This window comes from Streptomyces sp. NPDC052107 (assembly GCF_040680215.1).
Classification (GTDB): Bacteria; Actinomycetota; Actinomycetes; order Streptomycetales; family Streptomycetaceae; genus Streptomyces.
This window is the reverse complement of record NZ_JBFAWG010000120.1, coordinates 1-14900: the sequence shown is the minus strand read 5'-3', so window position 1 is coordinate 14900 and position 14900 is coordinate 1. Positions and strand designations below refer to the sequence as shown.

At 67.6% G+C, this 14900-nt stretch carries 13 protein-coding genes, 1 tRNA gene and 3 pseudogenes; 9 read left to right on the top strand and 8 right to left on the bottom strand.

Going from position 1 to position 14900, the window contains the following annotated elements:
- Positions 1 to 14 precede the first annotated feature (14 nt).
- From AB0M27_RS42850 to AB0M27_RS42840, 3 genes are all read left to right on the top strand, one after another.
- Entirely contained in the window at positions 15 to 185 is a 171-nt protein-coding gene (locus tag AB0M27_RS42850) for a transposase (protein WP_365730854.1), read from the top strand.
- A 703-nt stretch (positions 186 to 888) separates the two neighbouring features.
- Positions 889 to 2325, top strand: coding sequence for a group II intron reverse transcriptase/maturase (gene ltrA, locus AB0M27_RS42845; protein ID WP_365730850.1), 1437 nt, complete (start codon positions 889 to 891; stop codon positions 2323 to 2325).
- 56 nt (positions 2326 to 2381) lie between these two features.
- Positions 2382 to 3458 (top strand): IS3 family transposase, encoded by a 1077-nt coding sequence (locus AB0M27_RS42840; protein WP_365730848.1) that lies wholly within the window; start codon positions 2382 to 2384, stop codon positions 3456 to 3458.
- 151 nt (positions 3459 to 3609) lie between these two features.
- Here the strand turns inward: AB0M27_RS42840 and AB0M27_RS42835 are convergent.
- A tRNA-OTHER gene (locus AB0M27_RS42835) sits at positions 3610 to 3703 on the bottom strand.
- A gap of 426 nt (positions 3704 to 4129) precedes the next feature.
- On the opposite strand from AB0M27_RS42835, the gene phoU reads away from it, so the two are divergent.
- The 3 genes and pseudogenes from phoU (at position 4130) to AB0M27_RS42820 (ending at position 6035) form a co-directional block, all read left to right on the top strand.
- A complete protein-coding gene (phoU, locus tag AB0M27_RS42830) occupies positions 4130 to 4798 on the top strand; it encodes a phosphate signaling complex protein PhoU (protein WP_365730846.1) in 669 nt (222 codons plus the stop codon).
- Between the two features lie 265 nt (positions 4799 to 5063).
- Positions 5064 to 5378, top strand: a pseudogene (locus AB0M27_RS42825) (transposase); the annotation flags it as partial.
- Positions 5379 to 5498: 120 nt separating this feature from the next.
- Positions 5499 to 6035 (top strand): GNAT family N-acetyltransferase, encoded by a 537-nt coding sequence (locus tag AB0M27_RS42820; RefSeq protein ID WP_365730844.1) that lies wholly within the window; start codon positions 5499 to 5501, stop codon positions 6033 to 6035.
- Between the two features lie 72 nt (positions 6036 to 6107).
- Here AB0M27_RS42820 and AB0M27_RS42815 read toward each other — a convergent pair.
- From AB0M27_RS42815 to AB0M27_RS42805, 3 genes and pseudogenes are all read right to left on the bottom strand, one after another.
- Positions 6108 to 7153 (bottom strand): annotated as a pseudogene (locus AB0M27_RS42815) (IS110 family transposase); the annotation flags it as partial.
- A 14-nt stretch (positions 7154 to 7167) separates the two neighbouring features.
- Positions 7168 to 7785, bottom strand: a pseudogene (locus AB0M27_RS42810) (NAD(P)H-binding protein); the annotation flags it as partial.
- 277 nt (positions 7786 to 8062) lie between these two features.
- Positions 8063 to 8683, bottom strand: a complete 621-nt coding sequence (locus AB0M27_RS42805) for an XRE family transcriptional regulator (RefSeq protein WP_365730842.1) — start codon at positions 8681 to 8683, stop codon at positions 8063 to 8065.
- 107 nt (positions 8684 to 8790) lie between these two features.
- On the opposite strand from AB0M27_RS42805, the gene AB0M27_RS42800 reads away from it, so the two are divergent.
- Positions 8791 to 10179, top strand: coding sequence for an MFS transporter (locus tag AB0M27_RS42800; protein WP_365730840.1), 1389 nt, complete (start codon positions 8791 to 8793; stop codon positions 10177 to 10179).
- 177 nt (positions 10180 to 10356) lie between these two features.
- Complete coding sequence (locus tag AB0M27_RS42795) at positions 10357 to 10740, top strand: DUF6193 family natural product biosynthesis protein (RefSeq protein WP_365730838.1); 384 nt, start codon at positions 10357 to 10359, stop codon at positions 10738 to 10740.
- Here AB0M27_RS42795 and AB0M27_RS42790 read toward each other — a convergent pair.
- On the bottom strand, positions 10675 to 10875 hold the full coding sequence (locus tag AB0M27_RS42790) for a hypothetical protein (RefSeq protein ID WP_365730856.1): 201 nt from the start codon (positions 10873 to 10875) through the stop codon (positions 10675 to 10677). The genes AB0M27_RS42795 and AB0M27_RS42790 overlap by 66 nt on opposite strands.
- Before the next feature lie 91 nt (positions 10876 to 10966).
- Between AB0M27_RS42790 and AB0M27_RS42785 the strand changes: the two genes are divergently transcribed.
- Positions 10967 to 11170 carry a hypothetical protein gene (locus AB0M27_RS42785; RefSeq protein WP_365730836.1) on the top strand — a complete coding sequence of 68 codons (204 nt, stop codon included), beginning with the start codon at positions 10967 to 10969 and terminating at the stop codon, positions 11168 to 11170.
- Between the two features lie 267 nt (positions 11171 to 11437).
- Here AB0M27_RS42785 and AB0M27_RS42780 read toward each other — a convergent pair whose 3' ends face one another.
- From AB0M27_RS42780 to AB0M27_RS42770, 3 genes are all read right to left on the bottom strand, one after another.
- Positions 11438 to 11914, bottom strand: coding sequence for a zeta toxin family protein (locus AB0M27_RS42780; protein ID WP_365730852.1), 477 nt, complete (start codon positions 11912 to 11914; stop codon positions 11438 to 11440).
- A gap of 420 nt (positions 11915 to 12334) precedes the next feature.
- On the bottom strand, positions 12335 to 13273 hold the full coding sequence (locus tag AB0M27_RS42775) for a sigma-70 family RNA polymerase sigma factor (RefSeq protein ID WP_365730834.1): 939 nt from the start codon (positions 13271 to 13273) through the stop codon (positions 12335 to 12337).
- A gap of 10 nt (positions 13274 to 13283) precedes the next feature.
- Positions 13284 to 14477 (bottom strand): FAD-dependent oxidoreductase, encoded by a 1194-nt coding sequence (locus tag AB0M27_RS42770; RefSeq protein WP_365730830.1) that lies wholly within the window; start codon positions 14475 to 14477, stop codon positions 13284 to 13286.
- Positions 14478 to 14900 lie beyond the last annotated feature (423 nt).

Here is a 14900-nt window from a genome sequence, read left to right as displayed (position 1 = left end):
TGCGTGAGCGAGCCATCCGCGAGGTCCAGAGCTCGGGCCGTCCGGTTGCGCATGTCGCCCGGGATCTTGGTATCCACAAGGAAGCCCTGCGGCAATGGGTCCGCCATGCCGAGGCCGACCAGGGCGACCGGCCTGATCTGCTCACCACGGCCGAGAAGAACGAACTCACCCAACTCCGCAGATAAAACGCCGGGTTGAGGCGGGGCGAATGAAATCCTGAAGGCTGCCTCGGTGTTTTTCGCGAAGGAGCTGTGCGCCACGAGGCGCGATGTTGATCGAGAGGTGGTGAAAGACCACTTCCGTCGGGCCGTCGTAGCGGCCTGATCGAAGCTTGGGGGCAGCCTGATCCGGGGAACGCCGGTGAGGGTGACAAGCGGCCCCGACAACGGCGGGTCGTGCTGGAACTGCCAGACGGCGCGGGCCCGTTCAGCGAGGTCAGAAGGTGTAGCGAGAGCGAACCAGTGGTTGACGCTCCGTAACAGCGAAGCCGGGTCAAATCTGGTGGATATGGGCCGGTGTGCAGTGCGTGGGACGTCGGCTCGATGAGCCGGGGTCTCAACTCCGAAGCCGTGTAGCTCTGACGGTGGGGAGGCCACGTTGAAAGTCTGCGGCGTAGACGTGGCGATGCTGCCGGAGTAGAGCTGGACGCCTCCCTGACCGATCGATCACATGGTGAACGTGGGAACCATCCGCGGTCGCCCTCCCGCCGGACAGCCAGTCCGGTGGCGGGCAGGTCCGTTGCCGACTGAAGGCCGTGGGATGGGGCGGAGGCCCCGTAGTAGTCGCGGGCGTGACGACCCGCCATGGAGGCCGTGAGAGACGGCCGCAGGGCGAAGGGGGCCAGCAAGTCAGCAGTCGAAGTGCTGGAATGCCGGGAGGTTTTCGCTGGTGAATACCGACGAACTGGAGCACGCCTTATATATGGCGGAGCGACGGGTACTGAATATCCAGACCAAGCTGCACCGTTGGGCTCGTGATGATTCTCATCGCAGGTTCGATGACCTTTACAACCTCGTTTCCGATCCTGGGTTCCTTCTGGTGGCCTGGGATCGGGTGCGGGGCAACAAGGGTGCCCGCACGGCCGGAGTGGACGGGCGCACGGCCCGTTCCGTCGAGGCCGGGCAAGGTGTCGAGGAATTTCTCGATGAACTGCGGTCACAGGTGAAGGACCGTAGTTTCCGCCCGCTTCCAGTGCGGGAGCGCATGATCCCGAAGGCCGGTGGGAAGCTACGCCGTCTGGGGATTGCGACTATCGCCGACCGGGTGGTCCAGGCATCCTTGAAGCTGGTGCTGGAGCCAATTTTCGAGGCGGACTTCCTCCCGTGTTCCTACGGGTTCCGTCCGAATCGCCGGGCTCATGACGCGGTAGCCGAGGTGCGCTATCTCGCTTCGAGACCACGCAATTACGAGTGGATCGTGGAGGGCGATATCACGGCCTGCTTCGATGAAATCTCGCATGCGGCCCTGATGGACCGGGTGCGGCGTCGAGTCGGAGACAAACGCGTACTGGATCTGGTGAAGGCTTTTCTCAAGGCGGGCATCCTCGGTGAGGACCGTCTGCTGCGGGAGACCACCGCCGGCACCCCACAGGGGTCGATTCTCTCGCCCTTGCTCAGCAACGTGGCGCTCTCGGTCCTGGACGAGTACATCGCCCAGGCGCCAGGAGGGCCCGGGGCTGGGAAGGTGGAACGGGCCAGACGGCACCGTCACGGTCTGCCGACGTACCGCCTGGTGCGGTATGCGGACGACTGGTGCCTCATGGTGTTCGGCTCCCGGGCGGATGCCGAGATCCTGCGCGAGAAGATCGCGGAGGTCTTGTCGTCGATGGGTTTGCGCCTGTCTCCGGAGAAGACCCTGATCACCCATATCGAGGAAGGACTGGATTTTCTCGGGTGGCACCTCCAGCGCCACCGGAAGAGGGGAACCAGCCAGCACTACGTCTATACCTATCCCGCGAAGAAGGCCGTCCAGGCGGTGAAGCGGAAGGTCAAGGCGCTGTGCCGTGAGGTCGAAGTGAATCAACCGTTGGATGACCTGCTGCGTCGGCTGAATATGGCGCTGCGGGGCTGGTGTGCTTACTTCCGGCCTGGTGTTTCCTCCGTGACCTTCGCCTATCTGAGTCACTACACGTGGCAGACGGTATGGCGATGGATGCGGCGCAAACACCGCCGGTTCACCTGGAAGGAAATCCGCAACCGCTACTGCGACGGCGGATGGTGGCCCGCCAGTGAGAACAGGGAGCTGTTCAATCCCGAGAAAGTAGGCACGACCCGCTACCGATATCGGGGATCAGTTATCCCGGCCCCCTGGCCCATCTCGGGATGAGAATCTCCAACACGCAGCCTTTTCCGGGGCTTGTGGAGAGCCCGGTGCATTGAGAGGTGCCCGCCGGGTTCGGGAAGCGGTCCGGGGAAACGGACCGGCCGAAAGGCCGGAACCGCGCCCCGGGCCGACTTTCACCGACCAGCCCCGCACGAGGCCGACGCGGTGATCAACCACCTCCGCGACGACTTCGGGGTCGAGCCGGTCTGCCGGGAGCTGGCCTTTCGGTCTCGGCATACAACGCCCGCCGCAGGCGCCCGAAGTCCGCCCGGCGCCTGCGAGACGAGCAACTGCTGACGAAGATCCGTCCAGCTCACGCCGCCTCCGGCGAGACCTATGGCGCCCGCAGGATCCACCGCCAGCTGCGGCGCGAGGGAGTCACCGCGGCCCGCTGCACCATCGAACGGCTGATGCGCGAGGACGGCGTGGAGGGCGTCATCCGCGGCCGGCGCCGCCGGACCACGGTGCCCGAGCCGATGGCCCCGCGCCCGCCGGAACTGGTCAACCGGCTCTTCACCGCGACCCGGCCGAACCAGCTCTGGCTGGCGGACTTGACCTATGTCCGGACCTGGTCCGGCCGGGTCTACGTCGCGTTCGTCCTCGACGTCTACTCTCCGACGATCGTGGGATGGCAGCTCGCGACTCACATGCGCACCGATCTCCCTCTCGATGCCCTGGAGACGGCCTTGTGGCGCCGGGGCATCAAGCAAGGATCGGGCCTGATTCATCAGAGTGATCGCGGCAGTCAATACGTGTCGATCCGCTACAGCGAACGGCTGATGGACGTCGGCGCTGCCGCGTCGGTGGGCTCTGTTGCGGACTCGTACGACAATGCGATGGCCGAGGCCCTCAACGGCACCTTCAAAGCCGAGCTGATCGAGCACCAAGGCCCTTGGCACGAGGCTGGCCAGGTCGAACGCGCCGTCGTGCAATGGGTCGGCTGGTACAACACCGAGCGCCTGCACTCCGCACCCGACTACTCCCGCCCGAGGAGTTCGAAGCGGCCTACTACCGTTCTTCGGCCCCCCCGAACGCAGCCTGAAACACACAAGATCGGCCGCTACGAAACTCGGGGCAGCTCAGGGCCCAACACTGGCCCGCATGGGCCTCGTGGCAGCCTGTATGACCTTCAATGACCGATCTCTGCAGAGCTACGGATCAGAAGGTGCCCGTGCCCCATCCGTGCCCGATCGCACGGGGAACCGCGGGGAACTGCGGTGTAGAGCGGGCACGGCACAACGCAACGGCCCCTGACCGATTCGCCTGGTCAGGGGCCGTTCACCTGCGCGGTGGGTGTGGGATTTGAACCCACGGTGGCTCGCGCCACGACGGCTTTCAAGATCGTGTACGGCTTGACTCGCCCATTGAGACTCCACCCACCTCGGGAAGCCGGACGCGATCGGGTTTACTCCGAATGGGTGCCGCCTCTAATCTGCGTAAAAGGTCTAAAAGGCCCCATGTCGGCTCTTTGGATCACCGAGGAGGGCCCCTCATGACCCATGCAGCCCACGCCGCTCCCCGGCCTACGCCTCGCGCCAACCCGGTCCTGGCCCGCGGCTGCGAAACGTGTCTGGGGTGGGGGACCGTGATCACCGATGAGGGGCGGCACGAACTGTGCCCGGCTTGCCAGGCAGAAGCGCGCGGGGCTGGGCCGACCGCAGCTGCGCCGTCTGCCCACGGGCCTGCCTGATCGCTGCCAGACCAGTGGTGACGTTGCTGGCTGTCAGCGGCCGGTACGCCATGCGTAATGTGCGAGCCTTGGCAGCGAGCCGAGGCCGGCACAGACACGACTGGACGGGAGGAAGCGATGCGGGAGGCCTACCACGAGGAGCTGGCGTCGATCAGCGAGGGCCTGGTGGAGATGGCGAGCGTGGTCGGCTCGGCCATGGGTATGGCCACGACCGCTCTCCTGGACGCCGATCTGCAGCTCGCCGAGAACGTGATCTCAGGCAGGGAGAGGGTTGATGACCTGCAGCGTGACTTGGAGGACCGGGCGGTTGCTGTTCTGGCGCGACAGCAGCCGGTTGCCACGGACCTGCGGGTCGTGGTCACCTCGCTGCGCATGAGTGCAGACCTGGAGCGCTGTGGTGTCTTGGCCCAGCATGTGGCCAAGCTGGCACGGATGCGCTTCCCCGAGGACGCGGTGCCGCGCGATCTGCGCCGCACGATTTTGGAGATGGGCCAGCTCGCGCAGCGCCTGATGGCACAGGTCGCCGAGGTACTCATCACCCACGACGTCGATGCGGCCCTCCACTTGGAGAAGGACGACGACCGCATGGACGAACTGCACCGCACGATCTTCCAGCACCTGATGGATGAGCGGTGGCATCACGGTGTGGAGACGGCCGTGGATGTCACGCTGGTCGGCCGCTACTACGAACGGTTCGCCGACCATGCGGTAGCGGTCGCTCAGCGCGTGGTTTACCTGGTCACGGGCGAGCGTGTGGACGAACTGCCCCTAGACGGCCTCACGTGATCTTCACCAGGGTCGGTGGGGACCCCCTTGCCGGGTTCCGCGTCGCGCGGTGCCTGGCACACGTAGCCGGCCGAGATACGGTTCGGCCCCAGTCGGCGGGCGGCAGTCCGAGTCCCGGCGGCCAACATGGGGACCATGGTGGAACACGCGACCGTTGTGCACGGCATTACTGATCGTTTCAGAATGAGTTGAGCCCGGTGGTCTTGCGCTTGGCGATCTTGTTCGACAGGGCGTCCGAGCGCGTTCTGGCCTTGTTCCGGATGACCTGTGGGAGCGTGTGGCTCCGCTGCTGCCGCCTGTTCCTGAACGGCGCCGCCGCTATCCTGGTCGCTTGCGTGTTGCAGACCGCACGGCACTCGCGGGCGTGCTGTACGTGGTGCGGACCGGTGTCGCATGGCGCGACGTTCCCGCCGAGACCGTGGGCTGCTTCGGGGTGACGGCGTGGTGCCGACTGCGGGACTGGACCGAGGCCGGCGTCTGGCCCCGCCTGCACGCCGCCCTGCTGACCGAGCTACGCCAGGCGGAGCTTCTGGAGTTGGACGACGGCGCCGTGGACGGGTCCCACGTTCGGGCTCTCAAAGACATCTCAGGGGGCTAGGAAGTCAAGCGCGCCCCTCGGTGGTCGGGCTTGTGGGCCATGAAACCGGCGATCCCCCCGCGAATCTTGATCGCTGCCGAGCCTGCTGATTAGCTGACCGGCATGACCGAGCTCGGACCCGTCGCCTGGCCGCCTGCCCCGATCAAGACCGAGAGACTCGTGCTCCGTGAGCCCGAGGCCCGGGACCGTGCCGCGGTCATCGAGCTGCTGGCTTCGCCAGAGGTAGGCACCTACCTCGGTGGCCCTCAACCGCGTGACGAACTCGAGCACGCGATGCCCGGGGCACCCAGCCGGCGCCCCGGCCTTTTCATAGTCGATCTCGACAAAGTGATGATCGGCCAGATCACACTCACCAAAGACACGGGGCACCTTCGTCAGGGTGCCGGGAAAGCCGAGCTCGGCTACCTGTTCCTGCCGCAGGCGTGGGGACACGGGTACGCGGCCGAGGCGTGCGCAGCGGCACTCGACTGGTTCGCCGGCGCGCTTCCCGGCGAACCAGTGGTGCTCGCCACCCAGACCGCCAACGTCCGCTCGATGCGCCTCGCGGCGAAGCTGGGGTTCATCGAGGTGGAGCGGTTTGATGCCTATGGCGCCCAGCAGTGGTTCGGCATGTGGTCCCCGGTCACATCGTCCGATTGAGCTCGTGCTTCGACAGCGCGGATCTGTCGAAGCGCTGCCGTTCTCGTGGACGAAGCCAGGCGGGCTTGCGGGTTATGCAGGCGCTTGAAGGAGTGGTGCGAAGGCGCGTTGTTCGTCGAAGGGCTGCCGGGTCTGGAGGCAGTGGTGGAGCTGGCCGAGGAATCGGTTCAGCAAGTGGCGCTGAGCGGCAGCGTGCCAGTCTCCGTGCTCGCGGCGGCGCCGGGTAGCGGGCGTTGGCTCCGGGCGAGGCAGTGAGGGCGGCAATGGCCCAGAGGAACCCGGCGTTCGTGAGGCGGTTGTTCTTGATGAAGCGGCGTCAGACGAAGTGCTTCCTGCCAGAGCCCCGGGTGATCGGCGCGGTGCCGGCATGGGACTTCAGGGCCCTGGCGTTGGCGAACCGGGCCCGATCGTCGCCGAGTTCGGCAAGGACACGGGCTCCGAGCAGGGGGCCCAGTCCGGGGAAGCTGAGCAGGATCTCGCTGTCGGCGTGCTGGCGTAAGGCGGCCTCGACCGCCTCCGCGAGGTTGTCCGCGGCCTGGCAGGCGGCGTCTAGTTGCTTGAGCAGCGCCAGGAGCTGATGGCCGAAGGGGTCTTCGACAGCAGGACGCTGGCGGGCGTACTCGGCACGGAGGATGTCCCGCAGCCGTTCGCCCTCGGCGTCGAAGGCGTCGGGTGCGTCCGCTGCGTTTGAGGGCGGCCCGTAGCTGGGCGAGGGTGAGTTTTGCGGCCTTCGCAGGCGTCGGTGCCAAGGTGAGGATGACGCGGGCGTCGGGCCTGGTCAGGCCCCCTTCCTCGCCCTGAAAGGCGTGCAGGACGACGGGGTAGTACTCGCGCAGTAGTGAGCGGACCTGGTTGGCGACCTGCTGTCGGCTCCAGACGGCGTCCTGTTGGGCGCGGGCCAGAACCGTGATGGCCTGGGCGAGTTGGGAGTCGGCCGGCAGCGGCCGGTGGGCGTGCATGTCGGTGCGCAGGATGTTCGCCAGGACCAGTGCGTCGCCGGGGTCGGACTTCTTGCGGCTGACACCGTGGCGGTCGCGGTGGCGGGCGGCGGCGAGCGGATTGATCGCGAAGACCTTGCGGTTGCCGGACCGCAGGGCGACGAGGAGGCCATGGCTGGTACTTGAAAACGGATCGGGCGCCAGATGGCCTCGGCGATGAGTTCGACCTGTCGACGATGCGACAACATTTCGGGGCCGTTGAGGGTGTACGCCCGTCCGCAGTGTCCGTCCTCCAGCAGAGCCAGCGCCGCGACATCGGCGATGTCCTGCTCGTGCACCGGGCACCAGGCCGCGTCGGGGTTGGGGTCGCGCACCACGCCCTCGGCACGGATGGACGGGCCCCACAGGGCCAGCTTGTTCATCGCGAACTCGCCGGGGCGCACGTGAGTCCACTCTAGCCCCGACGCCTCTACGGCCTGCTCGACCGGCAAGTGGAAGCCGCTGTCGAAGCCTGTCGTGATAGCCCCGGAGGACAGCACCACAATGCGGCGCACTCCAGCCTGCCGTGCCAAGGCAGCCACTTCCCATGCCGTTTCGGTGACTGGGAAGAGATACATCCGGTCGACGCCCTTCAACGCGTCGGCGAATGATTCCGGTTGCAGGAGATCTCCCGCAACCATGCGCACGACTTCCGGGAACCCCGCCGTGCGTGGGCTGCGGGTCAGAGCCCGCACCTCCGCGGCGGACTCAACGAGTTGCCGGACCACGTGCCGGCCGACATTACCGGTGGCTCCGGTCACCAAGATCGCCATGGTGCTCCTTCTGATCGTCACTGCTCAGGGGGACGCCTCACCAGGCGCGGACAGCCCCGTCCCAGGTTGAGTCGACCGACGAACGCAGTTGTCCAACGACAGGCTGTCGGCCACGGCGGCGAGGATGGCAGGCAGCGTGGAAGCGGCTCTAGTCTCCCGCCGAGCGCATCGGACTCACATTCACCCCGCTACCGACAACAACCCGAAGAAATCGGTAGGAATCGATGGCAAAGAGGCAAAGATCAAACTTCGATGCCAGGGGACATATGTATTGCGATTATGACATTGTTGACGGTGGGGGTGCGGTGGTCGCCCGGGAGGGATCGGTGGCCGGGGGTCTCGCGCGGACGACGGCTTGGTCGCCTCGCGGTCCGAACAAGTGCAGGATCTCCACGGCGCTCGTGTTCGCCGGACCGAACCAGTGGGGTTCTTTGGTGTCGAACTCGGCGACTTCGCCGGGGCGGAGAATGCATTCGTGTTCTCCGAGGATGAGGCGTAGCTCGCCTGCGAGGACGTAGAGCCACTCGTAGCCGTCGTGAGTCACCAGCTTCGGCTCGCGGGGAGCCAGTACGTGCTTGAACACCTGCACCCGGCCCGGGTACTGGGTCAGGGGCACGAGGATGCTGCCGTCACCTCTGCGCAAGGGCCTCAGATGCGCCCGGGGGTCACCGGTGGCCGGTGCGGCCACCAGTTGGTCGAGCGCGACACGGTGCGCCCGTGCGAGCGGGATGAGCAGGTCCAGGGTCGGGCGCCGTATGCCCGACTCAAGACGGGACAGTGTGCTCACTGAGATCCCGGTCGTGGTTGCCAGCGCCTCCAGAGTGAGTCCTCGGTCCCGGCGCAACGTGCGAAGCCGTGGCCCGATGTCGTCGAGGATCTGTTCCAGTTCTGCGTCCACGTGGCTCAGTGTGCGGTTCTTTGCGGTCCTCGCAAAAGTGCTGGTCGGTGCTTGTCGGCCTGACTGAGCCTTGCCGGGCAGGTACTCCCGGATGTGAGAGGCAACCAATGACTGCGACGACGACTCACCCTCCTGCGCCCGCTCTGAGCGCGCGCAGGCGCTGGACGGTGCTGGCCGTCTGCTGCCTGAGCATGTTCCTGGTGGGCCTGGACACCACCATCGTCAACGTGGGCCTGCCCGCCATCGGGCGCGGCCTGAGCGTCGGCACTCGCAGTCTCGAGTGGACCGTGGACGCGTACACCATCGTCCTGGCTGGTCTGCTGATCTCCTCCGGCGCGCTGGCGGACCGGTTCGGACGCCGACGGATCTTCCAGTCCGGGTTGGTCGTGTTCGGGGCGGCCTCGCTGGTCTGCGCACTCGCACCTTCGGTTGGCGCGCTCGTCGCAGCCCGTGCCGTTCAGGGCATCGGCGCCTCGATGCTCAGTCCCGTGGCTCTCGCGATCGTGGTGAACGCGATGCCCGACCCGAGGGAGCGCGCGCAGGCGATTGGCGTCTGGGCGTCCGTTTTCGGGCTCAGCATGGCCGTCGGACCGGTCACGGGCGGCGCTCTCCTCGCGGGGTTCGGCTGGCGGTCACTGTTCTGGATCAACGCCCCGGTCATCGTGACCGCCCTGGTGCTCAGCGCGGTGTTCGTGCCCGAGTCCCGGGCGCCGCGGGCGCAGCGGCTCGACGTTCCGGGTCAGGCCCTGCTGACCGTGGTCATCGGGATCTGGGTCGGGGCCCTCATCGAAGGGCCGCGCATCGGCTGGACGTCGCCCGCAGCGCTGACCGTCTATGGGTTCGGTTCCCTCGCGACGGCCGGATTCGTATGGGCCGAGTCCCGCCAACACGCGCCGCTGATGGATCTGCGCCTCTTCCGTAGTCCGGTGTTCAGCAGCGCGGTGCTGGGCGCCATGGCGGTCTTCGTCGCGCTGAACGTGACGCTGCTGCTCAATACTCTCTACCTGCAAAACACGCGGGGATTCACACCACTTGCCGCCGGAGTGGCGACCCTGCCCATGGCCGTCGGCGCAACAGTCTGCGCACCCTGGTCCGGCCGTCTGGTCGGTCGCATCGGACCGCGGCTGCCACTGACCCTGGCCGGCGGCTTCATCACGGCAGGCGGACTGTGCCTGTTCGGGCTCGATCGGCACACGAGCGTACCCCTGCTCCTGCTGGCCTACCTGCTCATCGGCATCGGGTTCGGCTTCGCCAACGCCCCGCTCACCAACACCGCGGTCAACGGGCTGCCTCCCACCCGAGCCGGCGTGGGCGGGGCGATCACGTCCACCGCACGACAATTCGGTTCTGCGCTGGGCATCGCCCTCGGCGGCGGCCTGGTCGCGCATGCCAGCCCGGAGGGGCTCGCACACGCCTCACACCCGGGCTGGATCGTGGTCGCTGCCTGCGGACTCCTCCTGCTCACCATGGCCCATGCATCACGGCTGAAGACGTGAAGAAGCGCTGTCGGAACTCATGAACTGTTCGACCCGGGTCAGGGACCGCCTGCTGCTCGAACTGCTGAGCAACTGCTGTCCGTTTCGGAGTTCTGGCTCAACTCCAGTGGAGGTGGCCCTCAGGAATTTCCGGCCGGGACCGTCTGCCCTGGCCTGCGGTCGAGTCCTCCTGGAAAGATGCTGATCATGACAGATCGTTCTGCTTCAGACATCACAGAGACCGAATGGCGAAGCATGTTGACAGAGCGTTACGTTGACCAAGAGTTGGTGCGGGCCGCCTACGCCGCACCTCGGCTGCGGCAGCTTTTTCCCTGGACCAGTATGTGGGAACTGCACTTCAGCCGGTGCACCGAGCACCCCTGGTCGTGGGATGTTCCGTTCATACGCCCCCGGAATGGTGGGGGGTTCGAGGTGTGGGGCCCGTCCAGAGGCGACTTCGTCGGTGAGGCAGACACGGCCGAGGCAGCAGTGGCGATGGCGGCCGACCAGCTACCGTCAGGCTGCGGACGCGTGGTCGTCGGCAACCGAGACGCCCTCGCCGCGGCAGAGCAAAAGCACTGACCGGTCCACGACGCCCTGACTCATCAATTCGTCGATGTCGGCGGGAAACTGCTCGGCTGGTTCGTTGAGCAGCTCGACCTCGAGCACCCTGCGGAGGGCGACGCTGCCGAGTAGTTCGGGCGGCGTGGGCGCCATGCAACCGACGAGGCCGTCCCATGCCTCATCCGAGTAACGCGTGATGGAGTGCCGCCGCCGCTCCGCCCCGCGTTGTTGGTACGCACTACCTATGACTGACGACCAGGAGCTGGACTTCATCGAGTTCTGGTACTGCCTCAGGCAGGCCATGAAACGGCACTTCGGTGAACGGGACCCGCGGCCCCGCAAACTGCACGTCGCCTACGGACAACTCAGCCAGCTGTACGTCCATGCTCACAGCGAGTTCGGCACCATCGTCGCCTGCGTAGGCGAAGCACTCCGAGAGCCCGCGTGATCACGAGACGGCGATGCGGACGGCTTCAAGCGTGTCCTCGCGATCCGATACGGCGACCAAGACGGGCCGGACGAAGTCGACGCTGCGTGGGCGATCCATTACGGGCTTCGGATTCTCCTCGGGCCCGAGTACGGGCTGACGAGCGTCAGATACGGTGACGGAAGGTGCCGAATGGGTGATATCGCGGTGGAAGGCAGCCGTCTTCTGAGCGGTCCGCGGACGGGAACGTCCGTTGGCAACGACCCGCTCAGCGGCAGGCCGGCGCCGTCACACGACACCGACGAGCTCGTTGTCGTACAAGACGGTGCCGTCGCGCCGGACCACGGTGATGCGGTCGGCCCACTGCTCAGCCTCGATAACAGCAACGGTGGAGAGCATCTTCCTCGCGCAGGTGCCGTGGTTCTCCCACGGCACATACCGTCCGTTCGAGCCCAAGGCCGCCTCCGCAAGGAAGCGGTCCAGGATCCCGAACTGGCTCAGCACCTGCGGTGTCGCGAGCGCGACCACCTCGATCCGGTGACCGGAGCCCCGGTACGCCGCGGACGAAGCGCGGAACTCCGCCAGATAGGCGAGGGCGGATTCGACGACCGCGTCGGACCGCCACGCTCGCACGTGACTTTCGACCTCAGTCTGCCAGCGGCTCGTGGCCAACCGGACCGTCGCACCAGCCGTGCGGACATCGGCGGCAAGCAGAGCGGTGTAGTGCCGGTGGGCAGGCTTGTAGAGATCGCAGCAGATCCGCACCGCCCCACCGCGTTGCTTGAGCACTGCCTCGACCAGGTCGCCGACTTCGGTCTTTCCGGCGCGGGCTGGCCTCCGACGATCACCACGACCGGCCGCTCCTGGGGCGTGACCTGGCGCGTGGCAGCCGGCAGGATCACCCGGTCCAGCACGTCGTTGAGCTCCCGTTCGGATAGTGCCTCGCTCATGTGACTTCGAGCTACAGGGGGCCAGGGGCGCTCGGATCCGCCCTGGTCGGCCCTCCGTGACGCTTCGTAGTTGACCACTGTGTCGACCGACAGTTGGCCATCGGGGATCCGAACTGCACAGCCGAGTCTGGTTCGGGAGACCGACATGCTTCGTCCCCCGTGCTGCTGTGCAGCGCGTGGCCGAAGAGGCGCCATCCTTGCTCCAACCCAGGTCACTGGATTCCGGTGGCTCTGGTCACCATGCGTTGATGACCGGCGCGTCGGGTTCGTGCTGCCGCCAGGCCTCATTGAGGCGCGCGAGCCGGTCCGCTGAGGCGATGCCGCGCAGGGACGCGACCTTGCCGTCGCTGACTTCGAACGCCACGGCGCCCATGACCCGGTCGTCGACCACGGCGAGGACGGCCCAGGAGCCATTGACCAGCGCGATGTGGAACGCGGGGGAGCCGCCGGCCAGCCGCCGCTTCGCCGGAGTGGGCTTGAAGCCGGCCCGCACGTAGGAGGCGATGCGCTCGCGCGTCTTGTACCGCAGCAGCCGCCTGGCCAGTCCGGCGCCGTCCGAGACGGCGGTCGCGTCGGCGGTGAGCATCGCCACCAGCCGTTCGGTGCGCCCCGACGTGGCCGCGGCGAGGAACTCCTGGACGATCCGGCGCGCGGACGCGGGGTCCACCTCGTCGCCGCCGCGGCGCTCGGCGGCGACCCGGCGTCGGGCCCGGTGGACATGCTGCTGGCTCGCGGACTCGGTGATGTTGAGGATCCCGGCGATCTCGGCGTGGGGGTACGAGAAGGCCTCACGCAGGACGTAAGCGGCCCGCTCGACCGGCGAGAGGCGCTCCATGAGGGTCAGTACGGCCAAGGACACCGATTCGCGCTGCTCGAAGGTGTCGGCCGGGCCGAGCATCGGGTCGCCCTCGAGGAGCGGCTCGGGCAGCCAGGCACCGGCCGCTCGCTCGTGGCGCGCCTGCGCCGAGCGGAGCCGGTCGAGGCAGAGATTGGTGACGACCTTGGTCAGCCACGCTTGCGGCTCCTCGACCCGTTCGCGGTCTGCGGCCTGCCAGCGCAGGAACGTGTCCTGCACGGCGTCCTCGGCGTCGGCGGCCGAGCCGAGCAGACGGTACGCGAGCGAGGCCAGCCGGCCCCGGCTGGCCTCGAACCGATCGATGGCTGCGCTGTCCATGCGGAGCAGCCTATGCGGCGGCGGCCCTCACACCGGCCCGGTCGGGCGCGGTGGCCAGGCGGCGCTTGCGCTTCGGCATGCCGAAGGTCGGGTGGTCGATGCTCCACCCCGCCCCCTTGAGGATGCCCGACTTGAGCCACACGGCGGGCCGGCCGCCCAGGTACCAGGGCTTCGACCGGACGTCCCCGTCCACCATCTGGAAGATCGCGTCTCGCCGCCCGAGGCTGATGTGGTTGCCGTGGTACTTCAGCCCGGTGGTCGGGACCTCGCTGCCCGTCAGGCGCGCGATGATCGCGGCGGTCGCCTGCATGTTGGTGTAGCCAGCCGAGGCGCAGGACATCGGCAGCGGCCGGCCGTTCTCGCCGATCGCGTAGGCGCAGTCACCGACGGCGTAGACGTTCGGGTGCGAGACCGAGCGCATGGTGCGGTCGACGACAATCTGGCCGGTCTCGGCGACCTCCAGGCTGCTGGCGGCCGCGATGGGGTGTACGGCGAACCCGGCCGACCACACGGTCACGTCGGCGGGGATGGACGTACCGTCGGCGGCAATCGCCCGTGTCGGCTCGACGGCTTCGATGCCGCTGTGCTCGTGGACGGTGATGCCCAGCCGGTCGAAGGCTTGGCGCAGGTGACGGCGGGCCTTGGGGGAGAGCCAGGCGCCCAGCTCGCCGCGGGCGGCGAGCGCGACCGAGAGGTCGGGCCGGGACTCGGCGAACTCGGTGGCGGTCTCGATACCGGTCAGTCCCTCACCGACGACCAGCACGGTGCCGCCCTCGCCCAGACCGGCCAGGTGCTCGCGCAGGCGCAGCGCCGAGGACAGGCCGGTCACATCGAATGCGTACTCGGCCACGCCGGGCACGCCATGGTCGGCTACGGAGCTGCCGAGCGCGTACAGAAGGGTGTCGTACGTGAGTTCGCCATCGCCGTCCTCGCCGGTCACGGCGACGGTCCTGCGCTCGGGGTCGACGCCGCTGACGCGCGCCAGGCGCAGCCGTACCCCGGTGCCCGCGAATACGTCGGCGAGCTTGCGGAACGCGACGTCCTGTCCGATCGCGAGCTGGTGGAGCCGCATCCGCTCAACGAAGTCGGGCAGGGCGTTGATGATGGTGATCTCGGTGTCGGCGGGGGACAGTCGGCGGGCCAGGTTTCCGGCGGCGAAGGCCCCGGCGTATCCGGCGCCGAGTACGACGATGCGGTGCTTCATGGCGTTGCTCCTGTCTGGTTCGCGTGCCCCTTGAACGAGACGGCGCCCCGATTGCTGACAGGAGCCGGGTGTGACGCGGGTCACTGCCCGCGGCCGAGGACGAGAAACCGCTCGTACGGCGTACGCAAGCCGACAAATGGGCCATGAACTTGGCCGCCGCCAAGCAGTTCTGCGAAGAACAGGAGCCATCCGGGTGCTGCCGCGGCCCCGCTGCGGTCGGTGAAGGTGGATCCGTGCAGGCGTCGAAACGACCGCCGGCGCGGCCAGCGGCTCGTGCACCGGGCTTTGCCGGTGCGGCTGTTCGGCCAAGACAGCCACGAGCACGTCAGGTAGGGTCGGCCCCGGCAGGCCACCGGGGCCCGGGCGCTACCCCCGGTCCCCGAGGGCTGCCGGAGGCTGGGGGGAGGGAGTGGGTGCGCCCAT